General features: G+C 36.2%; 21 protein-coding genes. 7 read left to right on the top strand and 14 right to left on the bottom strand.

The genetic code is table 11. From position 1 onward, the window contains the following. Positions 1-35 precede the first annotated feature (35 nt). The 7 genes from gap to HCX49_RS10145 form a co-directional block, all read right to left on the bottom strand. Positions 36-1,034: a type I glyceraldehyde-3-phosphate dehydrogenase gene (gene gap / locus HCX49_RS10175; RefSeq protein WP_168126974.1), complete on the bottom strand. Its 999-nt coding sequence runs from the start codon at positions 1,032-1,034 to the stop codon at positions 36-38. A gap of 9 nt (positions 1,035-1,043) precedes the next feature. Beyond that, positions 1,044-1,652, bottom strand: a complete 609-nt coding sequence (locus HCX49_RS10170; RefSeq protein ID WP_168126973.1) for a TlpA family protein disulfide reductase — start codon at positions 1,650-1,652, stop codon at positions 1,044-1,046. A gap of 98 nt (positions 1,653-1,750) precedes the next feature. Continuing rightward, positions 1,751-2,836, bottom strand: a complete 1,086-nt coding sequence (locus tag HCX49_RS10165; RefSeq protein ID WP_132773075.1) for an AI-2E family transporter — start codon at positions 2,834-2,836, stop codon at positions 1,751-1,753. A 215-nt stretch (positions 2,837-3,051) separates the two neighbouring features. Beyond that, the gene (locus HCX49_RS10160) at positions 3,052-3,444 is read right to left on the bottom strand and encodes a VOC family protein (RefSeq protein ID WP_132773073.1); all 393 of its coding nucleotides are present in this window, start codon (positions 3,442-3,444) and stop codon (positions 3,052-3,054) included. Positions 3,445-3,450: 6 nt separating this feature from the next. After that, positions 3,451-4,515 carry an NADH:flavin oxidoreductase/NADH oxidase gene (locus tag HCX49_RS10155; protein ID WP_168126972.1) on the bottom strand — a complete coding sequence of 355 codons (1,065 nt, stop codon included), beginning with the start codon at positions 4,513-4,515 and terminating at the stop codon, positions 3,451-3,453. Between the two features lie 53 nt (positions 4,516-4,568). Beyond that, positions 4,569-5,285: a 3-ketoacyl-ACP reductase gene (locus HCX49_RS10150; protein WP_168126971.1), complete on the bottom strand. Its 717-nt coding sequence runs from the start codon at positions 5,283-5,285 to the stop codon at positions 4,569-4,571. A 51-nt stretch (positions 5,286-5,336) separates the two neighbouring features. Next, entirely contained in the window at positions 5,337-5,948 is a 612-nt protein-coding gene (locus HCX49_RS10145; protein WP_021190350.1) for an NUDIX domain-containing protein, read from the bottom strand. On the opposite strand from HCX49_RS10145, the gene pyrE reads away from it, so the two are divergent. Together pyrE and HCX49_RS10135 are read left to right on the top strand one after the other, a co-directional pair. After that, positions 5,947-6,594 (top strand): orotate phosphoribosyltransferase, encoded by a 648-nt coding sequence (gene pyrE / locus HCX49_RS10140; protein ID WP_168126970.1) that lies wholly within the window; start codon positions 5,947-5,949, stop codon positions 6,592-6,594. The two genes, HCX49_RS10145 and pyrE, sit on opposite strands and share 2 nt — an antisense overlap. Before the next feature lie 19 nt (positions 6,595-6,613). Next, positions 6,614-7,012 (top strand): SRPBCC family protein, encoded by a 399-nt coding sequence (locus HCX49_RS10135; protein ID WP_132773065.1) that lies wholly within the window; start codon positions 6,614-6,616, stop codon positions 7,010-7,012. Between the two features lie 79 nt (positions 7,013-7,091). Here HCX49_RS10135 and HCX49_RS10130 read toward each other — a convergent pair whose 3' ends face one another. The 6 genes from HCX49_RS10130 to HCX49_RS10105 form a co-directional block, all read right to left on the bottom strand. Beyond that, positions 7,092-7,808, bottom strand: a complete 717-nt coding sequence (locus tag HCX49_RS10130) for a superoxide dismutase (protein WP_132842264.1) — start codon at positions 7,806-7,808, stop codon at positions 7,092-7,094. A 450-nt stretch (positions 7,809-8,258) separates the two neighbouring features. Beyond that, positions 8,259-9,551 carry a branched-chain amino acid transport system II carrier protein gene (gene brnQ, locus HCX49_RS10125; protein ID WP_168126969.1) on the bottom strand — a complete coding sequence of 431 codons (1,293 nt, stop codon included), beginning with the start codon at positions 9,549-9,551 and terminating at the stop codon, positions 8,259-8,261. 423 nt (positions 9,552-9,974) lie between these two features. Then, on the bottom strand, positions 9,975-11,066 hold the full coding sequence (locus HCX49_RS10120; RefSeq protein ID WP_132842267.1) for a hypothetical protein: 1,092 nt from the start codon (positions 11,064-11,066) through the stop codon (positions 9,975-9,977). Between the two features lie 18 nt (positions 11,067-11,084). Beyond that, positions 11,085-11,645, bottom strand: coding sequence for a biliverdin-producing heme oxygenase (locus HCX49_RS10115; RefSeq protein ID WP_132842269.1), 561 nt, complete (start codon positions 11,643-11,645; stop codon positions 11,085-11,087). Between the two features lie 18 nt (positions 11,646-11,663). Then, complete coding sequence (locus tag HCX49_RS10110) at positions 11,664-12,383, bottom strand: HmuY family protein (protein ID WP_168126968.1); 720 nt, start codon at positions 12,381-12,383, stop codon at positions 11,664-11,666. A gap of 4 nt (positions 12,384-12,387) precedes the next feature. Next, a complete protein-coding gene (locus HCX49_RS10105; protein ID WP_237682751.1) occupies positions 12,388-14,757 on the bottom strand; it encodes a TonB-dependent receptor in 2,370 nt (789 codons plus the stop codon). Between the two features lie 290 nt (positions 14,758-15,047). On the opposite strand from HCX49_RS10105, the gene HCX49_RS10100 reads away from it, so the two are divergent. From HCX49_RS10100 to HCX49_RS10090, 3 genes are read left to right on the top strand one after another with little or no spacing between them, the layout of a single operon-like run. After that, positions 15,048-15,899: a hemin ABC transporter substrate-binding protein gene (locus tag HCX49_RS10100; RefSeq protein ID WP_132842273.1), complete on the top strand. Its 852-nt coding sequence runs from the start codon at positions 15,048-15,050 to the stop codon at positions 15,897-15,899. A gap of 8 nt (positions 15,900-15,907) precedes the next feature. Continuing rightward, entirely contained in the window at positions 15,908-16,942 is a 1,035-nt protein-coding gene (locus HCX49_RS10095; RefSeq protein WP_132842274.1) for a FecCD family ABC transporter permease, read from the top strand. Positions 16,943-16,945: 3 nt separating this feature from the next. Further along, positions 16,946-18,775, top strand: coding sequence for a heme ABC transporter ATP-binding protein (locus HCX49_RS10090; RefSeq protein ID WP_168126967.1), 1,830 nt, complete (start codon positions 16,946-16,948; stop codon positions 18,773-18,775). A 7-nt stretch (positions 18,776-18,782) separates the two neighbouring features. On the opposite strand, the gene HCX49_RS10085 is transcribed toward HCX49_RS10090, so the two are convergent. Further along, positions 18,783-19,742, bottom strand: coding sequence for a helix-turn-helix transcriptional regulator (locus tag HCX49_RS10085; protein WP_021189896.1), 960 nt, complete (start codon positions 19,740-19,742; stop codon positions 18,783-18,785). 263 nt (positions 19,743-20,005) lie between these two features. On the opposite strand from HCX49_RS10085, the gene HCX49_RS10080 reads away from it, so the two are divergent. Both HCX49_RS10080 and HCX49_RS10075 read left to right on the top strand, forming a co-directional pair. Next, positions 20,006-20,365: an S-adenosylmethionine decarboxylase family protein gene (locus tag HCX49_RS10080; RefSeq protein ID WP_132842278.1), complete on the top strand. Its 360-nt coding sequence runs from the start codon at positions 20,006-20,008 to the stop codon at positions 20,363-20,365. A gap of 3 nt (positions 20,366-20,368) precedes the next feature. After that, positions 20,369-21,775, top strand: coding sequence for a hypothetical protein (locus HCX49_RS10075; protein WP_168126966.1), 1,407 nt, complete (start codon positions 20,369-20,371; stop codon positions 21,773-21,775). Positions 21,776-21,786: the final 11 nt, after the last annotated feature.

The raw sequence follows: 21,786 nt of genomic DNA, 5'->3' as shown, positions 1-21,786 counted from the left end.
CCCTTTTTATCTTGAATAGCATGTGATTTTGTCTTTTATAGCTTACTGATTTTATCAAGAAGATCAACAAGTCGATTTGAGTATCCAAACTCATTATCATACCAGCCAACAACTTTTACCAGACCTCCTACAATTGAGGTAAGTTCTGAATCAAAGACACAAGAATATGGATTGTTTATGATGTCAACAGATACAATTGGATCTTCTGTATAGTAAAGTACATTTTTCAATTCACCTTCTGCTGCTTCTTTAAATTTTGCATTAATCTCTGCTACTGTTGGTTGATGTGTCAATGTACAGGTAAAATCTGTTAACGAACCGTTTAAAACAGGAACACGGATACCGGCACCACCTAGTTTACCCTCTAAATGAGTGAAAACATTAGTAATTGCCTTGGCAGCACCAGTTGTAGTTGGAATAATGGAAGATGACGCAGCACGTGCCCGGCGAAGATCACGGTGGGGGGCATCATGCAGATTCTGATCACCTGTCATGGAATGTACCGTCGTGATATAACCGTCTTTGATTCCCCAGTTTTCATCTAAAATTTTGACCAAAGGAGCAACATTATTCGTTGTACAAGAAGCATTAGAAAGAATAGGGACATTTAAGTCAAAATCCTTGTCGTTAATGCCCAATACGATTGTTGGTATATCTTTATCTGAAGAGGGGGCAGAAATGATTACTTTTTTTGCTCCCGCTATCAAATGTAAATTTGCTTTCTCTTTACTGGTAAAATGACCCGTTGACTCGATAACGACATCAATGTCAAGCGTATTCCAGGGCAGATTTTCGGGATTCTTTTCATTCGTGACTAAAATACGCTTGTTATTGATGATGAGATGATTATCATCAAAGTCAACCGTTCCAGAAAATGGACCGTGAACAGAGTCATACTTGAATAGATGTGCTAATGTCTTTGTATCTGTTAGATCATTGATCGCAATGACTTCTAGATGTTCAGCATCCCTAATGAAAATATTGCGCAGTGTATTACGGCCAATACGTCCAAACCCATTGATTGCAATATGCATAACTGATTTTTATTTATGAAATTCAGCTATAGCTTCATTTATATTTTTATCACCTTCCCATTGTGCTTTTAATTGACCGTCGGCACCGTAAACATAATTTGCAGGGAATTGCTCAGGAACATGTATTTTTTGAATAAACTCTTGGCCTTTGTCTACTAAAACTTCAACATTCTCCATTTTTGATAATTTTGGAGCGAAATTGTCAAAGAAGCCTAATATTAAAGCAGGATCATTCATTGAAACATAGTAGATGTTAACATCTTTCAAGCGCTCTCTGTTTTTTTCTAAAGCAGTTGCTTCTTGTTGACAGTGGCTACATCCTGGATCAAAAAGGATAAAAACTGTGTTTTTATCTTTGGAAACATCTGATTTTGAAACTTTAATACCCGATCTTAATTGGTAAAAAGTGAAGTCAGGAAGTGTTTTTGCAGCTTCTTTTTGCATAGCTGCAGGAGCTTCCGCATGTGCACTATGATCATGCCCACTATGGTCGTGACCATCATGCTCATCATGTGCTTCTGTTTTTGCCGCTTCTTGCGTTTTAGTATTTGAATTGCAAGAGAATAACAGGGACGCTGTGACAACTCCTGTTATGCCTAATATTAATTTTTTATTCATGGTAATGGGTATCAATTATCTATCAAAACTATAAAAAATATTGAATTTAAACCTTAAAAAAGCTGATTAATGACACTGTACTGTATAATCATACGATGTTAAGTAATGATATTATTATCATTGTCATAATTTGTGAAGGAGGTTGATTCTATGATTTCAGGTTTTCCCTTTCCATATTCATTGTTGTATACTTTTAATAATACACGAACTGATGAGATGATCAATGGTCCAAAAATAAGCCCTAGCATACCAAAAAGATTTAACCCCAGTAATACGCCAAATACCGTAATCAGTGGCGGTACATCGCCAAGTTTACGCAATATCGTAAAACGAAGTACATTGTCAATACCACCAATTAATATAAATCCATATAAAGCCAGACCAATGGCATTTCCTGTCGAGCCAATAGCTAACAGATAAATTGCGGTAGGTACGTAAACAGTCATCGTGCCCAAGACCGGGATAATCGTGGAAACGGCCGTTATTATTCCCAGTAGAATAGGGCTGTCAACTCCAAAAATCCAATAGCCAATACCGGCAACAACGCCCTGACATATGCCAAGAATTGGAATACCGATAGCATTTGAACGTACCATCATGCTTATTTCGTTCCAGAGTTCCTTTTTACTTTGTTGCGAAAAAGGAATAGCATGCTGAATCGTAGATTCCATCTCTTTGCTATAATATTGCATAAAATAAAGTACAAATAAAGCGACGATGATATTGACGACAGTTTCCGCGACAGAATTTAAAACATTGGGTATGTATTTTGCTAATTTTTGAAGAGAATTAAGAATTGCGGCATCGGATAAATCTATGTTTTTTAATACAGGCTTATTGTGCATATAGTCTTTTACAGAATCAAATTTAGACAATAGGTCTTTTTGATTAACAATAAGCTGTTCTAACTGGGGAATTAGATAGTTAATCAATCCCCATAATGGAAACACAATAAAGATCACAGAAAGACTGATCAGGAATATACTTGAAATAGATTTACCCCACTTTTTCTTTTCAGTGAGGGTATGGTAAATATTTCTAAATAATATATAAAGTGTTATTGCTCCTAAAAAGCCCGGTAGATAGTATGATAAATTTGTAAATATTAATATACAGATCAAAAGTATGATCGTAATCAACATGATTTGGTTAATGGAGTTATTGTTTATTTGTTTGTACTTCATGGCTGGATCCTCAGAATAAATAAATACTAAGCATTTTTTAGCTAAACTAAGATAAATTTGTTTTATTTAATTGTATCATAATATAAAACAAATTTATCGATATCTGCGCTACCTTCAAGAATTATTTTATACTTGAAATTGATTAAATAGGACTAAGCAAGTTCCGGAATGAAATAAAAAAATGTTGGACTAAAGTACAGCTAGCGCTATTGAAATCAAATTTCATAAAGCTCAATGGGTAATCCATCGGGATCTTCAAAAAATGTAAATTTTTTATTTGTAAGTTCATCAATTCGGATGGGCTCTACTGAAATATCAGACTGCTGTAATAGTTGGACTTCTTTGGAGATGTCCTGTACCGCAAAAGCAAGATGTCTCAGCCCTACGGCCTCAGGTCTTGAAGGTCGTTTGGGAGGATTTGGAAATGAAAATAGCTCAATGATATAATTGCCATTTAAGGCTAAGTCTAACTTGTAAGAGTTTCTGTTTTCACGATATACTTCCTGTATAATGGTAAATCCGAGTAACTCGGTGTAAAACTTTTTGGATTTTTCATAATCGCTACAAATAATAGCAATATGATGTACTTGTTGTAAATTTAATTTCATACCAGATTATTTAGCACGGGCGTATTGATTGGTCCATTCGATGTGATCACCTAAAGTTTCTGCAAAATAGAGTGGAAGATGTGGATTTTTTAGAAAAGCACGCGCTATCATGATGATGTCTGCTTTTTTATCTTGTAAGATTTGTTCAGCGTGCGACGCTTCTTTGATAAGCCCAACAGTTGCTGTGATAAGATCTGTTTCTTTCTTTATTGCCGCAGCAAAAGGTAGTTGGTAATCTTTTGCAGGACTAATTTTTTGATGTGCAACTGCTCCACCAGTAGAAACATCAATTACTTCAACACCTACTTGTTTCAATTCTTGGGCAAGAGTAATAGACTGTTCCAGATCCCAGCCATCAGTAGCCCAGTCTGTCGCAGAAATACGGACCCATAACGATTGTGTTGTAAGTTCATGCTGAACGGCCTCAATGATTTCTTTTAAAAATCGCATTCTGTTGTCTAGAGAACCACCATATTGATCAGTTCTATCATTCGATAGGGGAGATAGAAACTGATGGATTAGATATCCGTGAGCGGCATGAATTTCGATAATATCATAGCCAGCGGTGACAGCTCTTTTCGTAGCTAGCTGAAAATCAGTAATTGTTTTTTTGATATCATCTAAGGTCATGGCACGAGGGGCTATGTCCTTCTCGGGTCTGAATGCCAGAGCAGAAGGTGCAACTGTTTGCCATCCGTTTTCAGCATCCGGTGCAATTTGATAATGATTTTCCCAAGGTTTGCCTGAACTTGCTTTACGTCCAGCATGTGCTAACTGTATGCCAGGTATTGAATTTTGTTCTTTTATGAATGTCGTTATTTCTTTTAATTTTTCGATTTGTTCATCTTTCCAAATCCCTAGATCTCCGGCACTGATTCTTCCTTCGGGCGAAACAGCCGTTGCTTCCTGAATAATGGCGGCGGCGCCTCCCATTGCAAACTGTCCCAAATGAACAAGGTGCCAGTTATTGGCAAAACCATCTACAGCCGAATATTGGCACATCGGAGAAACGACTAGTCTGTTTTTTAAACTTATGTTTTTTAGGCTAAGGCTTGAAAATAGAATGCTCATATAAAATGATTTAAATGAAATAAAAAAGGAGCATGATGCTCCTTTAAATTATATTATGGATTTGTTGACCAAAGCGAAGCAGATTTTAACATCGCTCTTCTTGGTAATTTTAAGTTTGCAATAATCAATTCTGCAAAATCCTCAGGTTGCAATACTGATTCTGGATTTCCATCTGTTAATCCGAGATCTGTGGACATATCCGAAGCAATTGTGCTTGGCATTAGCGTACAAACGCGAATATTATGTTTACGGACCTCCCGCATTAACGAATCCGCCATACCGATTACAGCAAATTTTGATGCACTATAAGCAGAAGTCGTTGCGGCTCCATTCAGCCCTGCGGTAGAAGAAACAAAAATAATGTCACCTTCATTTTTTTCAATCAACTGTGGAAGTACTACTTTTGTTACGTGGTAACTACCCAATACGTTTGTGTTAATAATATTTGTCCAAGTTTCGGCATCCATATCCACTAAAGATCCAAAGGCTGCAATTCCGGCATTGTTGATGATAATGTCAAACTGACCAAATGAAGCATTCAATTTTGCTATTGCTTCCTGCACAGCTGCTAAATCTGAAACATCAAAAACTTCATAAGTAGCTTGTACGCCTATATCCTGTAATTCCTTTACCGTAGTTTTCAGAAGTTCTTCGTTACGACCTGTGATAGCCACATGAACACCTTCTTTCGCTAGTGCGATAGCAGTTGCTTTTCCTAATCCACGAGCACCACCAGTGACGAGTGCTTTTTTCCCAGCTATATTTTCCATGTTTTAAAATTACTGATTCAAGTCCAGTTTAATGTCAATCAAATTTAATAATTACAAGTTTTCCTCTAAAATATTTGCGATGATCGGATAGGTATTTTGTTTTACCTGCTTCAGACTATGTTTATCTAACCATTCTGCTTTGGTGATATCCTCTTCAGTTTGAGGTATGAGTTTAGGGATTTTATTAACACCCATTTCATACCAATTGGTTTGTTTCAGGATAAAATCACCATTTCTCAAATAATAGGTATGGTATGATGTCTGTATTTTCTTTCCGAGGTAATCTATTTTTATGCCACATTCCTCTTCCACTTCCCTTACAGCAGCTTCTTTCATCTTTTCATGACTTTCTACTTTCCCTTTCGGAAGGTCCCATTTGCCTAATCTAAAGATGAATAAATAGTCGCCATCGCCATTTTTCACTAAGCCTCCGGCCGCTTTTATGATTTTATTCTTTTCCTTTAATTTATGGAAAATCAATTCACAGTCTTTATGAATATATAAAAATGATTTAGGAATGTCATTTTGTTCAGATAATTTAAAAAGTTTTTCAAGTTCAATATCTTGAACATCAATAGTTTGAGGGTTTTTAATACCCGTGGGAACAAAATCTGCCAAAATTAGCACAGATTGGTTCATATAAATTTTATAAATTTGCGACATGAATAATTTAAATGAGGTTGAACAAAAAGTTGCCGAATCCTTATTGCAAATTAAAGCAATAAAATTGCAACCTAAAAACCCTTTTACTTGGGCATCGGGTTGGAAGTCTCCAATTTATTGTGATAATCGTATTACTTTATCGTATCCAGCAATCCGTACGTATATTCGTCAGAAGCTTTCAAAGTTGATTCAAGAAGAATTTGGATCAGTGGATATGATTTCTGGTGTAGCTACTGCAGGTATTCCACAAGGTGTACTAGTTGCTCAAGATTTGGGCTTACCATTTTCTTATGTGAGAAGCAGTGCTAAAGATCACGGTCGTCAAAATATGATTGAAGGTGAGATTGTTAGCGGTCAACGTGTTGTTGTTGTTGAAGATTTAGTTTCAACGGGTAAAAGTAGTTTAATTGCGGTAAAAGCTTTACGTGAGGTAGGATGTAATGTGGTAGGTCTAGTGTCTATTTTCACATATGGTCTGGATGAAGCAACAAAGAATTTTGCTGATGCAAAATGTACTTTACATAGTCTTTGTGATTACAATTCACTCATTCAAGTGGCTGCAGAAAATGGTTTTATTTTTGAAGAAGATGTTGAGTTATTAAAAGATTGGAGAAAAAATCCTTCAACCTGGTCACCAATTGTCTAATTTATAAAAAGGAATTTTTATGACAACTATTCAGAACAATGTAACAATTGAAAAGTCGGTTCAGGAGGTTTATGCTTTTTTGAAAGACTTAAATAATCATGAGCAATTGATGCCTGAGAATATTTATAATTGGTCGTCAACTGCCGATGAGGCACGCTTTACAATTCAGAATATGGCTAAGTTGGCCCTGAAAGTAGACGAAAGGATAGAAGATCAAGAAATAAAACTAGTTCCATCTGAAAAGGCTCCTTTTGATGTTACATTAAAATGGACTTTGTCAACAGTTTCGGCTAACGTAACAGTGGCAACATTTACGATTGAAGCTGACTTGAATATGATGATGAAAATGATCGCTTCAGGACCTCTTCAAAAATTAGCTGATTTTCAAGTGAATAAATTGAAAGAGATTTTAGGATAATCTATCCCTATTTTATCCTATAAATTTTCAGTCTATAAAGAAATGTCTTCCAATTTGGAAGACATTTTCATTTTATATATTATGCAAGTCTTTCGTGTACTTTATTCCAATTCACTACATTCCACCAGTTTTTGATGTAATCTGCTCTCTTATTTTGATAATGTAAATAGTAGGCATGTTCCCATACATCTAATGCTAAAACTGGAATACCTCTTTGATCGACCACATCCATTAATGGATTGTCTTGATTAGCGGTTGATGTTATTTTTAGCTTACCTGAATCGTCCAAGATTAACCAGGCCCAGCCTGAACCAAATCTTGAAGTCGCCGCAGCCGCAAACTGTTCTTTAAATTTGTCCATTGATCCAAAAGATGAGATGATCAATTGCATCACTTTTTCAGAAGGACCCGTTTGTTTTCCAGATAGGTTTTCCCAGAAAAAATTATGATTCCAAGCCCCACCAGCGTTATTGCGTGCTTTAGCAGAATATTTAGAAATATTTGCCAACAACTGCTCTTCAGAAGTTTCAGTAATATTTTCTGCCACTATTGCCTCATTGATAGCTTTAATATATGCAGTATGATGCTTCGTGTAATGGATTTCCATTGTTAAGGCATCAATATTGGGTTCGAGGTCGGAATAAGTATAAGGAAGTTTGATTTGACTAAAAGAAAGAGGAGCGGCTTGATTACGTGCAGGTTCAGCTTGGGCTAAATTAGTTAAAACACTGCCCGATACTGCGACAGCCAAGGTTGCTTTAGCGGTGTTGTGAAGGAAGTTTCTACGTGTTTGCATTCTTTTATTTATTAAGTTAATGGTAGTAATATAACGCGTTTTTTTTGTTTTATTATTCTTTAACACGGGAAATTTTAGAATAGATCGAGAATGTTACTAAACCATGACTTTTGCTATTTTTTTAAGATGCTATTGTAGCTGTAATTTTCTTTTAAAATTAATAAAGTTAAAATTAAGTATAAAAAGTGGCGAAGTATTAACTCTTAATGTTGACTTCGTGGCTCAACCTTTTTAAGACACGATTTAAACTTCTAGTCGAAATACCGCGGTATGACACAAGCTCTTCTTTTGAAATTATAATTGTTTGCTGATGCTGTAAATGCATGAGGATAGCCACATTTATCTTGCACCAGCAATAGTTCTGACGGGAAATTTGGTTTTGTATATAGCGGTTATGAAAAAAGGTTGTTATCATACTCTTTGACAACAACCCATTTTAGGATATTATATCTAGCGGCTAACTTTTAACTTATCCAAGAGCAAAAACAATAAAAATCCAACAATTGAAGGGATAACCCACCACAGTTCATATGTCGCCAAAGGAATTGATGCTAATATATTTTCAGCTCCTTTAATATGTATTTCAAATCCTGCTAAGAGATAAATTGTAGAAACAAGTGTTGTTCCTGCTAAAGCTCCAATGTAGGGTAGTCTAGATTTAATCAAACGACCAAAGATAAGTACATAGAGTACGAGGGTAATTACAATTGGATAAATGAATGCTAAAAATGGATAAGCAATTTGAATAATATACTCCACGCCGGTTATGGCAAGTACTGCCGAAAAGAGACAGCAAATAATGACAATCCACTCGTAGGTAATTCGATTATTAAACAGCTGACTAAAAAATGTACCTACAGCACAAGTTAAGGCGATTGCAGTAGTTAGGCACGCTAAAGCAATACTGACTGAAATGGCAAGCACGCCATAGCTTCCAAAGATTTTATGCGAAATAAACAGGAGTAACTCTGCCCTTTTTACATCTGGAGATAAAGGATATCCAGATTTTGCCCCTAAAAAAACTAAACCACCGTAGATCAATAATAAACAAAATGTTGCTAGGCAACCTGCACTCGTGACGATTCTATTTTTATCTTTAAGTTTTTCATATCCTTTGGCTTTTGCTGCAGCGATAATAATACTGCTAAAAATGACTGAAGCCAACACATCCAATGTTTGGTACCCTTCTATGAAACCAAGCTTAAAGGCTTGCATGGATTCCATCTGATGTGCGGTATTCGGTGATAAAGGAAACAAAATTCCCATGATGATCATACCGATCAATAAAATCAAAAGTAACGGTGTTAGAAAATTTCCAATTACATTCACGACTTTGGAAGGGCGGATAGAAAGGATAAAAGTAACCGCAAAAAATAGTATTGAACCCCAGATGGGAGATAAGTTCTGAAATGCAGGCAATAAACCTACTTCAAAAGTAGTCGCGGCTGTTCTCGGAATGGCAATTAGAGGCCCTATACCCAGCATGATGATGATACCCAGGATGGTGGCTATATAAGGATGAGTTCGATTACCTAAATCTTTGAATGATTCACCTGAATTGATGATCGATAAAACGCCTAACAGAGGAAGTAAAATACCTGTAAGCCCAAAACCTATTATTGCCCAGTCCCATTGATCTGCCGCATTTAATCCAATAAAAGGAGGAAGCAGTAAGTTCCCAGCTCCAAAAAACATAGCAAATAAGGCGAATCCTAGTGTCGTAATATCTTTGATTTTTTTCATCAATAGTTAATTATGTTCTTTCAAACAGGTCTGAGCTTCTTATCAACACAAGAGTGTTCATAGGCTGCACGTTGTAGATCTTTGAGATGTAAATAGTATTATCGAACGGCAAATATAATAGGACTTTCCAATTAAACAAGAAATAAGTAACGCTGTTTTTAAATAGCTTATTTATATTGTTGACTAGGGTTCGGAAATAAAATGCAGTATAAGCAATATGGTTGCAGTAGTTTGAATGTCTGTATTGCTGCGTAAAATGATCAGATCTAAGATTTTTTTACCTTCCCTAAGTTATGCTGAAATCAGTTGATTTCAAAAAAGAGACCGAATATCACGGAGATATCATACATCGTACTAAAAATAAGAAAGCATCTTGATACAAATCAAGATGCTTCATGCTATTATAAAAATTGACTTTTAGGTCTATTTTATGAACTGTTTTATTTTCAATTTAAAGGTCACATCTCTACCTGCAGTAACGAGTTCATTTGCTTTGAAGATGATGACTTCATTTGGATTTTCAGATAAGGATGTTCCTTTATACAATACTACATACCGATCAGCAGTAGGGTATACAGCATGTGTTGGAGCACCTGCGTACACCATCCATGTTGGACCTGTTACTGGTACGTTCATGCTTGTGGCATCTAATCCTAATGATGTTGCTTCTTTAAAATCAAGTTCTTTTAAGTTCGCGATTTTGATATCTTCAATAGCCTTTCCTTTTAAATCAAAATATCCAAATTTATAAGCTGCTGTACTTGGTTTAAGAGTTGTACCGGAAGTTCCTGAGAAATTTACTAGACTTGTTTCGACAGTTTCAGTAATTTTATCATTTAATAAATCATAAAATACTGTTTTCCCAGAAGCAACAGCAACAGTACCTGTTTTTACTTCTTTTTCTTTGAGGATATTGATATCATGCGATTCCGATTTTAATTGGTATCGTGCATTTCCATCTTTAGCTGTTACTTTATCTGCTTGCATAATGATGACTTCAGTTTGTGCACCACTTGTGATGTCTGCTTTTTTGTAGAATACAATATAACGATCTGCAGTCGGGTATACAGCATGATTATTTTTATAGTCATAAATAATCCAAGTTGGACCGTTTGCCGGTTCTCCTGCAGTGGATGCATCTATAGTTAAAAAATTAGTTTCTTTAACATCCAATTGGTTAAAGTCTGCTGTATTGGTCAACTTAATATCTTTGATACTCGTATTTTTCAAGTCAAAATATCCCATTTGATAGCCTTGGTTTCCCAAATCTAAACGAGACCCGTACATGCCTGAAAGTTTAAAAGTATAAGAGCTTTCTGTCGCATCTTCTTGTTTCTTTAAGTCGTAAAATATGGTTTTACCACTTGGTACAGCAACATTAAGTCCTTCAGTTTTGAAAACTTCTTCTTCTTTTGGATCTTCAACTTTATCTTTTTTACAAGCTGTAAATTGAAAAGAGGTCAGTGCAATAGCACTAACACACAGGATACTTTTTAATTTGTGTGATGATTTCATGATTACACGGATTTAAAATTACGAGATAACTGCTTTTGAATTAAATGTATTGGTAAATGCTTCAAATGTCGCTAATGCAGCATCGATAGCTTCTTGCTCGTCATTTTCGGCAACTTCTGCATTGATTATTGCAGTAAACTCCGCCCATTTTTCCATTGATTGGTCACCATAACCATTAAAAAAGTTAAATCCCGAATTGATACCTCTATGTTGAAGCATTTTGACAATATGTGGCCCGCCCATGATAGATCCCTCTAGTACATAAAGAGCACCGATAGCTTGGTTTTTTGTGCTGATCGTCGGTAACACAACTTCAGGTAAGTTTTCTAAACTACCACCTAGTTCAATGATATCTTTGGCAACATGTGATGCATTTCTGCGTGTGGCATAGTAAGACGCTAAGCTTGCTGGTAATGCCGCTTCAATGTTTCCTTCTGCAGCATTAAAATAAGCATAGAAATATTTCAATACGTCTGCATAATCTAAGTTATTTTCAATAGCCTTCAATTTAAAAATAACATTTTTTTCTAACTCTTGATGGCCATTTTTTGTGGCTTCTTTGATTTTTAAGTTTAACATGATATTTGCTTATTAATTTTATAAATTACTCGTTTTTAAATTTTTTGTTCCATCTTCTTGTATGAAATATCGGAAAGTAAAGTAGGGGGCAGGCCAGTAAAGGTCAGTAATCGGCGTAAAATTGTGAATACCCTGATATACACTGATCATTTGTAGCTTGACATATTTCCCATTACTTAAACGGATGACATAGGTGCGGTCAGGCATGGCCTGTACCAGATGACGCTGTATATTATAATCATACCAGCCTGACGACTCGGCATCCATAATAATACCGAATGCATTTATCTTTGAGTTTTCAAATTCAATATCCTCAGGAGCAGAATCGACCTGGTCATATGGCTTTTTAATCAGTACAACTCGGTGTCTTGATGGATTTCCGTAAGCGGGATTATTTTCCATCGTTCCATCATTTATAAAAATTGTTCCATTGTATTGTCCTGTAAAGGCAAGATCCCAATCTGTTTTTGCAAAGTTCGTTACCGAATCGGTATGATTTTTTAACCAAGTCTGGTTTTGATCTGAAAACCGAAATAGGAAAGTATAAAAGTCTCTTGTTTCTTTGGGGTTTCCGCCACCGACACCTGCTCCGACATAAGCATTTACATCACCAGCAAGATCTTTTATGATCGTACTTTTTCCGTCGGCTAAGATGTCTGGCTCAATGTTGGGTTTAAAACATGAAGTAAACACTGTTGCTATGCAACTATAAAAGAGTATTTTTATGGATAATTTCATCTTTTTACTTTATTAATCTGTAGGATAGGCCAAAGGATAAACTTCGACCAATTTGGCCTGGAATTAAATAATTAATATAGTTTCCGAGATTTTCTCCAGTCACCCGGACAGTTAAAGGAAGTTTGTCAAACTTTTTTTCAATAGTTGCATTATAGAGAATATGCTGATTGACAAATGTGTCAAAACGATCAATAAAATGATTGCCATTTGCATCTGAAAATGCATACTTCCCTCTGTAGTTAGCACGTGCATTTATTGTCAGATTCCAAGGAGCTTGATAAATTGCACCTATGTTGAATTGATGTCTTGATCTGTTTTCTAAGCCCCAGTAGTCTTTTGATGTTGGCGTAAATGTCTCTCCGGTCTTTGGATCTCTTAAGGTATTAAATGGCCAATTCCCTTGTTTTATGCTGTCAACAACACTCATATCTTTCGCAATCAGGTATTGATAACCTGCATTGATTGTGATTTTTTCTAACACCCGAGTAGAAAAAGATATGTCAAATCCTTTATTGACTGACTTTGGTAAATTTTGATACGAATAAATCGCCATGTTTTGCATACCTGTAGCAACCTGTATACTATTGATTTGATTTTTAAGCTGATGACGAAATACATTGACTTCTACTGTTGTATTCGTTAACGGCTTCCAGGTCAAACCTGCATTGATTGAGGTGTTGTGCTCGGCTTTTAAGTTACCATCAAGTTGATTGATGATGTAATTGCGACGTTCAGAAATTTGTCCTGCGGCATCCATTTCATCCAGAGTACTGTTTAAAACTTCATTGCCGATAACGTAGTAATTGGCAGCAGGGTTGTAAAACACTTGATAACGGGTCTTGAAGTCAGGAGCTTTAAATCCAGTTCCTATACCTGTTTTCAAAGCAAGCTGAGGCAGTAATTGATAGGTCACACCTAAACTTGGGTTTAATCGCCCTCCGTAATTGTCTGTCTGGTCATAGCGCAATCCTGCAACAACAGTGGTTTTTTCTCCGATTGTTTTATTCGCTTGGGAATATAAAAAGAAGTTCTTCTGATTTTTGTTGTCAAAATTTTCAGCAAGATCCATAGCTTCTATAGCTCCACCTAGTCCCATAGTCACATTTAAGCCTTCTGACTGATAAGCAAATTGTTGTTCCAGACGATGGACCATCTGTGTGAAATTGTCTGAAGCTAAATTGGCATTGTTTTGCTGTGCTGTTACTTTATTATCGGATTGATAATGCGATACGTAATAGGTAGAAAGTGATTTCCAGCGTTCATTCCAACGGCTATCGTAGAACAATGAAGCATTGATGTCAGTCTCTTTTTGTTGATCTAGCGTGCTGAAATCTTGTCCGTAACCACGGTGCATATCGGATTGGCGATAGTTATAACGCCCTGAAGCGCCAATGAAATGCTGATTATCTTTCAATTGATGTCTTACTTTTCCCTGGATGGAAAAAGTTTGGTAGGGTGGGACTGTGGTTCCGCTTGACTGAAATTTTTTGTTTGTATTAAAACCATCCGTACGGTAGTAATTCGTAGATAGTAAAGCTGTTCCTCTATTTTTATTAAAGGAAGTCTCACCCTCTAAAGTTGCATCCAATACGTTGAAGCTTCCATAGTTAATATTTGCATGCATTTGAGGAGTTACTTTACCTAAACGGGTGATGATATTGATCGCTCCTCCCAGTGCATCACTCCCATAAAGACAAGAAGAAGCCCCTTTGATAATCTCTATACGTTCTATATTTGTTACCGAAATACGTGATAAGTCAAAGTTACCGGAACTTCTGCCGAGCATCGGCTGTCCGTCAATAAGGATCATGACGTATTCACTAGAGAATCCCTGCAGCTGCACACCTACAGAACGGTTACCGCCAGCAGTATTGTTAACAATAGCAATACCTGTCTGTTCTTTTAAGACCTCGTCCAAACGTCTACTCCCCATAAGTTCAATTGCCTTCCTGTCGATAATAGTAACCGGCATAGCAGAGTTCTTAGGATCAATTAATGTTGGACGGTTTTGAATCTCTTGCGTAACCAATGCTTCATCTAAAACTTGATTCGATTTATGAAGCTGGAAGCGATGTAGCTGCTTATCTTTTGCGATCAACTCAATAGAGCCAGTTAAGGTTTCATATCCAATTGCACTTAAAGTATAAGTATATGTTCCGGCATATAATTTTTTGACTATGAAATTTCCCCGATTATCTGTTTTTGTCGTAGATCGGTCTGGTTCGATTAAAATACTAACATCTGCCAACGGTCTTTGTAATTCATCCACAATAAGCCCCTGAAATTGCGCATTCTGTTGTGCAAGCACTGAATTGCTTTTCCCGATTAGAAAAAGAAAACTAAATAGCAGGCATAGATAGTGTGTTGTCTTCAAAGTTATTTGTAATAATTCTAAATAATAATGCAAGTATCTCCATAAAATGCCAAAGTTTATTTATGCATTGTGTATTTTGATTTGTGCAAAGCGTATTAATTTTTGTGCAATATGATATTATTTAAATGACATAATGATCCCTGCTGTTTAGTTAATTTATTGTTAACCAGAGTATTTAAGTTGTTTATGTCTATTCTTGTGTATTAGTGTAAGCGTATTGCAAACAGAACTCTTTATTTGTAATTAGTTTAAATAAGCCCATTTTTGTTCTTCATAAATGAACAAATTATATGAAGAAAATATTAAATAATTTTGCGCTTGTCATCATTTTATGGTCTAGCTATACAGTAGCTATAGCACAGGGCAACACGCCAAAAAGAATTGTTTCCTTAAGTGGAAGTTTGACGGAAATTGTTGATGCATTAGGGCTAGGTGCTAATCTAGTGGCTGTTGATGTGACAAGCGATTATCCAAGTTATGTGAAAGAGATTCCTAAAGTGAGCAAAAACAGATCAATTACGGCTGAAGGAATTGCTTCATTTCGTCCAGATATCGTACTAGGTTTTGAAGGAGAGGTCAGTGCGGCTGTATTGGCGCAATTTAAGACCTTAAATATTTCATGTGTTTTGTTTAAACAGGAATTTTCTGAGGCAGGATTAACAGGATTGGTTCGCAAAGTAGGACAATCTTTAAATGTTACTACAAAGGGAAATCAGGTTGCAGATCAATTATCGAAAGATCTAAAGTCGGCAATTGCGAAGGGGAAATCGAGTAAAGCAACTAAAATGATGTTTGTATATGCACGTGGGGCAGGAGCAATGAGTGTATCTGGTTCAGGAACTGCCGTTGATGCGGTAATCAAGTTAGCCGGTGCTCAAAATGTGATGAAAGGTTTTACAGGATACAAAACATATAATACAGAAGCTTTAGTTCAGGCCAATCCGGAAGTTATTTTGTTATTTGATTTTGGGATGTCCAGTTTAGGAGGAAAAGAAGCTATTTTGAAGTTACCAGGTGTTAACTTAACTACAGCAGGTAAAAATAAAAGAGTAATTGCTATGGATGCATCCTTGTTAAATGGTTTCAGTATGCGTTTACCACAGGCGATACAGCAGTTGCACGAAAAATTATTTGGAAAATAGTTGCTGTAATGAAAAATACCTTAATTTACACGCTACTCAGCATATTACTTATTATCGTAGTCATATTTTCATTAGGGATGGGATCGATTTCGGTTTCCTTTTGGGATGTTTGCTCTATACTGTTACATAAGATAGGTCTTAAAGCTTCATCAGGTATTGATGAGCTGACTGTGAATGTCTTGGAGCAAATACGATTACCTAGAATTCTAATGGGAATTGCAGTTGGTGCAGCTTTAGGAATCAGTGGAGCAGCTATCCAAGGTATATTTCGAAATCCATTAGCGGAACCTGGCTTAATGGGAATTTCTTCAGGCGCTTCTTTTTTTGCCGCACTCGTTATCTCTTTCGAAGGCTTGTTACTTCCCATGATTTCTGCAAGCCTGGGTTATTACGTTCTGGCATTTGCCGCGTTTTTAGGAGCAACATTGACAGTGCTTATTGTTTATCGTATATCCATGAACAATGGGAAATCTCATATTGCAACCATGCTTTTAGCAGGTGTTGCTATGAATGCATTTGCAGGAGCCTTAACGGGATTATTGAGTTATTTAGCAACTGAACAACAATTACGTTCCATCACCTTTTGGTCATTGGGCAGTTTAGCGGGAGCATCATGGGAAAATATTAAAGTATTGTATCCCTGTGTCTTGATTTCTTTAGTTATTCTACCTCTTTTTGCGAAACAATTGAATGTTTTTGCTTTAGGAGAATCTCAAGCTGAAATGATGGGCGTCAATACAAGCCGGTTGAAAATTGTTGTTATTTTGTTTTCAACATTGGCAGTAGGAGCAGCTGTTGCATTTTCCGGAGTTATCAGCTTCGTGGGTTTATTAGTGCCGCATGCAATCCGGTTGATTGGTGGTGTTGATAATCGTTACGTGCTCGTGGCATCAAGTATTGCCGGAGCATTGGTCCTCACACTTGCTGATCTGCTTTCCCGCTTAATTATTCAGCCATTGGAACTTCCTATTGGGGTTATTACAGCATTATTGGGTACTCCAGTTTTCTTATTTATCCTGATCAGAGACAAGAATAAAATCTAGTTTATGCTACAAGTACAATCACTATCATACGAAATCAAAGGGCGTCCCATTTTAAGGGATATTGATATCTCTATTCAAAAAGGCGAATTTTACGCAATTGTAGGAGCAAATGGAGCCGGAAAAACATCTTTGTTACGTATGTTGGCTTCCGATCTGAAACCTGCAAAGGGAGAAATATTGTTTAAAGGCAAACCACTTCGTTCTTACTCATTGAAAGAACTTGCTTATGCGAGAGCTTTCCTACACCAGTCCAATAGTATGGCTATGGCGTTTACTGTCGAGGAGGTCGTCCGTATGGGACGCTATCATTTGAAAGCATCTCAGGAGCAACACGACGTGGCTATAGCAGAGTGTATGCGTATCTGTGAAGTCGAACATCTGGGCGATAGAAAAATACAGCAACTGTCGGGTGGAGAGCAGCAACGTGTTCATTTTGCAAGGGTATTGGCACAGGTGTGGGACCAGAAAGACGTTTTGTTATTATTAGATGAGCCTGTAGCGAGTATGGATATCCAATTTCAACATCAAACATTAGCCATTGCGAAAGCTTTGACTGCTGTTGGATTTAGTGTTGTTGCCATATTACATGAACTGAATCTTGTTGCACAGTATGCCGATCGTGTATTGATGCTCAAATCGGGTAGGAAATGGTGGGAGGGAGCTCCTATTGAAGTGCTCAAGCCTGAAAATATATATGCTATATTTGGTGTACAAACAAAAGTGAGTACTGATATGGCTACGCTGACACCGTCTGTACAAACCTGTACAGTACATTATTCAGCAGCAAAATTTAATTCAAATTATAAACATGAACTGGCGATGGAATTAAAAGAAAAGTACGAAAATTATAAAAAAGATAATCCTAAGGCAAGGATTTACGACTGTGCAAAAGCACTTAAGGTAAGTGAAGCACAGCTTCTATTGACACAATTGTCAGATGATGTGGTGTTACTTAAGGATGATATTTGGGCTATTTTGCAGGAATTACCGCGCTTAGGGCATGTTATGGCTTTGACACGTAATGATGCATGTGTTCATGAAAGAAAAGGAACGTATCCCACACCTTCCAATGAGGGGCATGTCGTATTATTTCATAATGATGATATTGACCTACGCGTTTTTATTCAGAATTGGGCTTATGCATTTGCTGTAAAAGTTAAAGATCTTTTGAGTATCCAGTTCTTTGATAAAGCGGGATTAGCTGTTCATAAAGTTTATTTGACCAAAGACTCTAATCCGATTGCTGTTTATGAAGAACTTGTAAATTCTTATCGTGCTGCAGACCAGACGTATTTTACAATCAATATTCCCGCAGTTTTAAGCGATATCTCCATTCCAGATACGGAAATTGCTGTCGATAGTTTTCAGTCAGATTGGCTGAATATGAAGGATAGCCATGAATTCTTTGGTATTTTACGTAAATATAGCTTACAGCGGACACAGGCATTACGTCTGGCACCTTCTGGTTTCGCAGAGCAATTGCCATTAGAGCGATTTACAGAAATCTTAAACCAGGCTTCAGAACAGGAAGTTCCTGTCATGGTTTTTGTTAGCAATAAAGGCTGTATTCAGATACATTCGGGATTGATCAAGAAACTTGTAACTATGGAGAATTGGTTTAATGTACTAGATCCACAGTTTAATCTGCATCTTAATATGGATGCGATTGACCAAATATGGCAGGTTAGAAAACCTTCTACGGATGGTGATGTAAACGCATTGGAAGTTTACGACAAGCAGGGAAATCTAATTGTTCAACTTTTTGGGAAACGAAAACCGGGTATTCCTGAATTAGAATCATGGCGTTCGCTATTGCAAGGTCAAAAGGTATAAAAGTAAATTAACGGCTTATTTCTGAAGGGAGTAAGCCGTAATATTTTTTAAATGCATGTGTAAAGCTAGCCTGATGTTTAAAACCCACGATCGTACTCACCTCATACATGTTTTTGTTTTCATTTAAAATCAGACGTTTTGCCTCCTCCATTCGGATACGTGTGATGTAGTTGTAAATGGTAGTACCAAAATGTTGTTTAAAGCCATTGCGAAGTTTAAACTCATTCAATAGTACTAATTTTGATAATTGCTTGTGTGTTGGCGGATTGACAAAATTATTGCGAAGGATCCGCTGTGCCTCTTCCAGTTTTTGAACATCTTCGATCTTTAAAAGATCCGTAAGTTTATCGCTGATGAAACTGAACTGTTCAAACTGAAGCATGATGAGTTCGAGAATGCGCGCATTGACAAATATCTGCTTCAATTCATTTTTATTTGTCGTGGTACGAATACTATCAATGATCCCCTTCATTTCTGTGGTAACAAAAAGATCTTCTTCGACAATGGAGATCACTTTCTTTTCCTTCATCTTTTCTTTGAATTCCAAATGAAGTGGCGTATGTATGCTGATCATATTCTGATAGAGTTCAGGTGTCATGATGACCATAAAATACAGGAAGTCCTGATTGCTCTGAATCGGATGCTCTTCGTAAAGAGAAGGAATGTAACGTATGTTATGTTTACTGAAAGTAAATCCATGCGCAGATTCTGATTTACTGAGGATAAATTGGCTCACGACAGCTTCGCCTTCTATCTCCGAGATAATATCTACAGGAGCTGAAACACGCATATCCGCGCAGAGCACAAACAAGCCTCTGCTCAGGATCTGATAGGTACTGATATTTATCGGGCTTTTATTGATTGCAATATGCTTTTCGGATAAAATGGTATTGATCGAGCTGATCTCAGGAAGCTCTTCCCAAAATAGCCATTCATTATGTTGTTTTATCTTTGCTTTTATAATCATACCTTATTACAAATATACATTATTTGTAATAGATCTAAATTAATTTATTGAAATGAGACCTTTAAATGACGAGCAATTATTCTATTTTAAAAAACAGGTTGATTGAAATGCAAACAGATGTTTATGAATAAGATAATTAGCGTATAGCCGATGAATCTAAGTGTCATATCGGGCAATAAGTTGGTTAATCTACTCTATTTTAATATCTTTTAAATTAAAAAAATGTATATATTTGCCGCCATAGCCGAGAACCATTTTTAGAAATGAACGAACAGTATAAGCCAGGAACCCATCAATTGTTAACACTTCAGGTGAATGATGTTAATCTATTAACCGATATGTCGAATTTTTTAGATTTTACAATACATCAAATAAATGATCATGGTCTGAAAATTGTCGGAATCTCATCTCATGAATTTGACAGTAAAGGTTTCACAGTAGCTATATGTTTGATGGAATCACATATCTGTATCCATACATGGCCTGAGTTTTCACAGCTTACACTAGATATTTATCTATGTAATTATCTCAAGGATAATACGAAGAAAGTACTTGAGCTAGGGGAGGTTTTTAAGCATTATTTTGATGCGTCAGTATTGAATGAAACCATTGTTAATCGATAGTTTATGCTTATCATTTGCTCGAAATGTAATTTTAAACATGGTTTTGATGTTGAAGTGGTTGATTATAAGGGTTTCGTATGTTCTAATTGCGGAAGTTATTATAAAGGTGAAGATCATACAACTTGGGTTTTTGTTAAAGTCTTTCCGAAGCCTGAATATATTTTATGGACTAGCTTAGGGGAACGGATTGGAGAAAAGAAAAACGATTATGTGGTTATTACCAAAATACAACGGGTTAATCTAGATGGCGAGTATAGTAATGAATATGTAGGTCTCAATTCCAAAAACAACGAAATTTATTGGAGTGATGGACCTGATTATGCAGCTATTCTACATTCAGTTGGACTGCCAGAAATAAAATCAGTAAAGGAAGATCGGCTTAAATTACAGACAAGGACCTATATTTTAAAATATCAGGATACTTTAAAGGTAGTGTACGCGGAAGGGTTTGTCTTTGAAGATCTTGATGCAAGATCTCAAGCTAATACTTATATCAATAGTATCAATGAAGATCGTTTCGTATCGCATGAAATAATTGATAACGTGAACGAGTACTATAGTGGAACATATCAAAATCAAGAAGATTATTTTCAAACCTTTGAATATTATAATGAATACCTAAGCCGGAAGAAAAAGACGAGTACGATCCTCAATATATTGACCATTTGTTTTGTTATCTTAATCGGACTAGGATTCTTTTTAATTAACAGGTCTAATATTCAGGAGTATTACTATCAATTTGATCAAAAATTTACTTCCTCAAAATTGAATAATGAGTACATTGGGGAGTCTTTTAGTGTAAATGGCAGTGAACCACAAAAATTAACTTTTCAAGGAATTTCAGATGTTAATGTTCCAAATGTGCATCTTCGGATCAAGTTGATTAATGAACTTACCAACCAAATACAGGAAACAGCACTTTTGCAACATCATTATAATGAAGTTAATCATGCTTGCGGTATTTCGGTGAGTTTTTGCAAAGTAGAGCCCGGCACATATCACATGGTATTTGAAACCTACTCAACTAATAAGAATGTTGCTTCAGTATATCTAAATGAAGACTACAAGATCACTTTTGGAGGTGTAGATTACTGGGGCTTAATTATTACTTATGTTTTGCTCGTATTGTTGGTCTTGTGGATAAGAAATTCATTGTTAGGACTGGGAAAAGATAGCCTTATGTTTGTCAATAAAGAAATTAATTATTTAGCGGTATTGAATTATAAAGGCTTTGGATCCTGGTTCGTGATCTTGTTTGGATTATCTTTAGGCTTACAGTACTATAATAAATATATCAAAACTTGTACAACATCTTATCAAGTAAATACAGTGGAAGATAATACATATACCGGATCTCGGTATCATTATTATCGACCAACATATTCGGATTATGGTTCTAGTCACAAATAAAAATATATAGT

Source organism: Sphingobacterium sp. B16(2022), assembly GCF_012030425.1.
Taxonomy (GTDB): domain Bacteria; phylum Bacteroidota; class Bacteroidia; order Sphingobacteriales; family Sphingobacteriaceae; genus Sphingobacterium; species Sphingobacterium anhuiense.
This window is presented reverse-complemented; position numbering and strand designations above follow the sequence as displayed.

Coding starts and splice junctions, on each gene's coding strand:
- gap (WP_168126974.1), bottom strand. CDS start 1,034: ATGCATATTGCAATCAATGGGTTTGGACGTATTGGCCGTAATACACTG.
- HCX49_RS10170 (WP_168126973.1), bottom strand. CDS start 1,652: ATGAATAAAAAATTAATATTAGGCATAACAGGAGTTGTCACAGCGTCC.
- HCX49_RS10165 (WP_132773075.1), bottom strand. CDS start 2,836: ATGAAGTACAAACAAATAAACAATAACTCCATTAACCAAATCATGTTG.
- HCX49_RS10160 (WP_132773073.1), bottom strand. CDS start 3,444: ATGAAATTAAATTTACAACAAGTACATCATATTGCTATTATTTGTAGC.
- HCX49_RS10155 (WP_168126972.1), bottom strand. CDS start 4,515: ATGAGCATTCTATTTTCAAGCCTTAGCCTAAAAAACATAAGTTTAAAA.
- HCX49_RS10150 (WP_168126971.1), bottom strand. CDS start 5,285: ATGGAAAATATAGCTGGGAAAAAAGCACTCGTCACTGGTGGTGCTCGT.
- pyrE (WP_168126970.1), top strand. CDS start 5,947: ATGAATAATTTAAATGAGGTTGAACAAAAAGTTGCCGAATCCTTATTG.
- HCX49_RS10145 (WP_021190350.1), bottom strand. CDS start 5,948: ATGTCGCAAATTTATAAAATTTATATGAACCAATCTGTGCTAATTTTG.
- HCX49_RS10135 (WP_132773065.1), top strand. CDS start 6,614: ATGACAACTATTCAGAACAATGTAACAATTGAAAAGTCGGTTCAGGAG.
- HCX49_RS10130 (WP_132842264.1), bottom strand. CDS start 7,808: ATGCAAACACGTAGAAACTTCCTTCACAACACCGCTAAAGCAACCTTG.
- brnQ (WP_168126969.1), bottom strand. CDS start 9,551: ATGAAAAAAATCAAAGATATTACGACACTAGGATTCGCCTTATTTGCT.
- HCX49_RS10120 (WP_132842267.1), bottom strand. CDS start 11,066: ATGAAATCATCACACAAATTAAAAAGTATCCTGTGTGTTAGTGCTATT.
- HCX49_RS10115 (WP_132842269.1), bottom strand. CDS start 11,645: ATGTTAAACTTAAAAATCAAAGAAGCCACAAAAAATGGCCATCAAGAG.
- HCX49_RS10110 (WP_168126968.1), bottom strand. CDS start 12,383: ATGAAATTATCCATAAAAATACTCTTTTATAGTTGCATAGCAACAGTG.
- HCX49_RS10100 (WP_132842273.1), top strand. CDS start 15,048: ATGAAGAAAATATTAAATAATTTTGCGCTTGTCATCATTTTATGGTCT.
- HCX49_RS10095 (WP_132842274.1), top strand. CDS start 15,908: ATGAAAAATACCTTAATTTACACGCTACTCAGCATATTACTTATTATC.
- HCX49_RS10090 (WP_168126967.1), top strand. CDS start 16,946: ATGCTACAAGTACAATCACTATCATACGAAATCAAAGGGCGTCCCATT.
- HCX49_RS10085 (WP_021189896.1), bottom strand. CDS start 19,742: ATGATTATAAAAGCAAAGATAAAACAACATAATGAATGGCTATTTTGG.
- HCX49_RS10080 (WP_132842278.1), top strand. CDS start 20,006: ATGAACGAACAGTATAAGCCAGGAACCCATCAATTGTTAACACTTCAG.
- HCX49_RS10075 (WP_168126966.1), top strand. CDS start 20,369: ATGCTTATCATTTGCTCGAAATGTAATTTTAAACATGGTTTTGATGTT.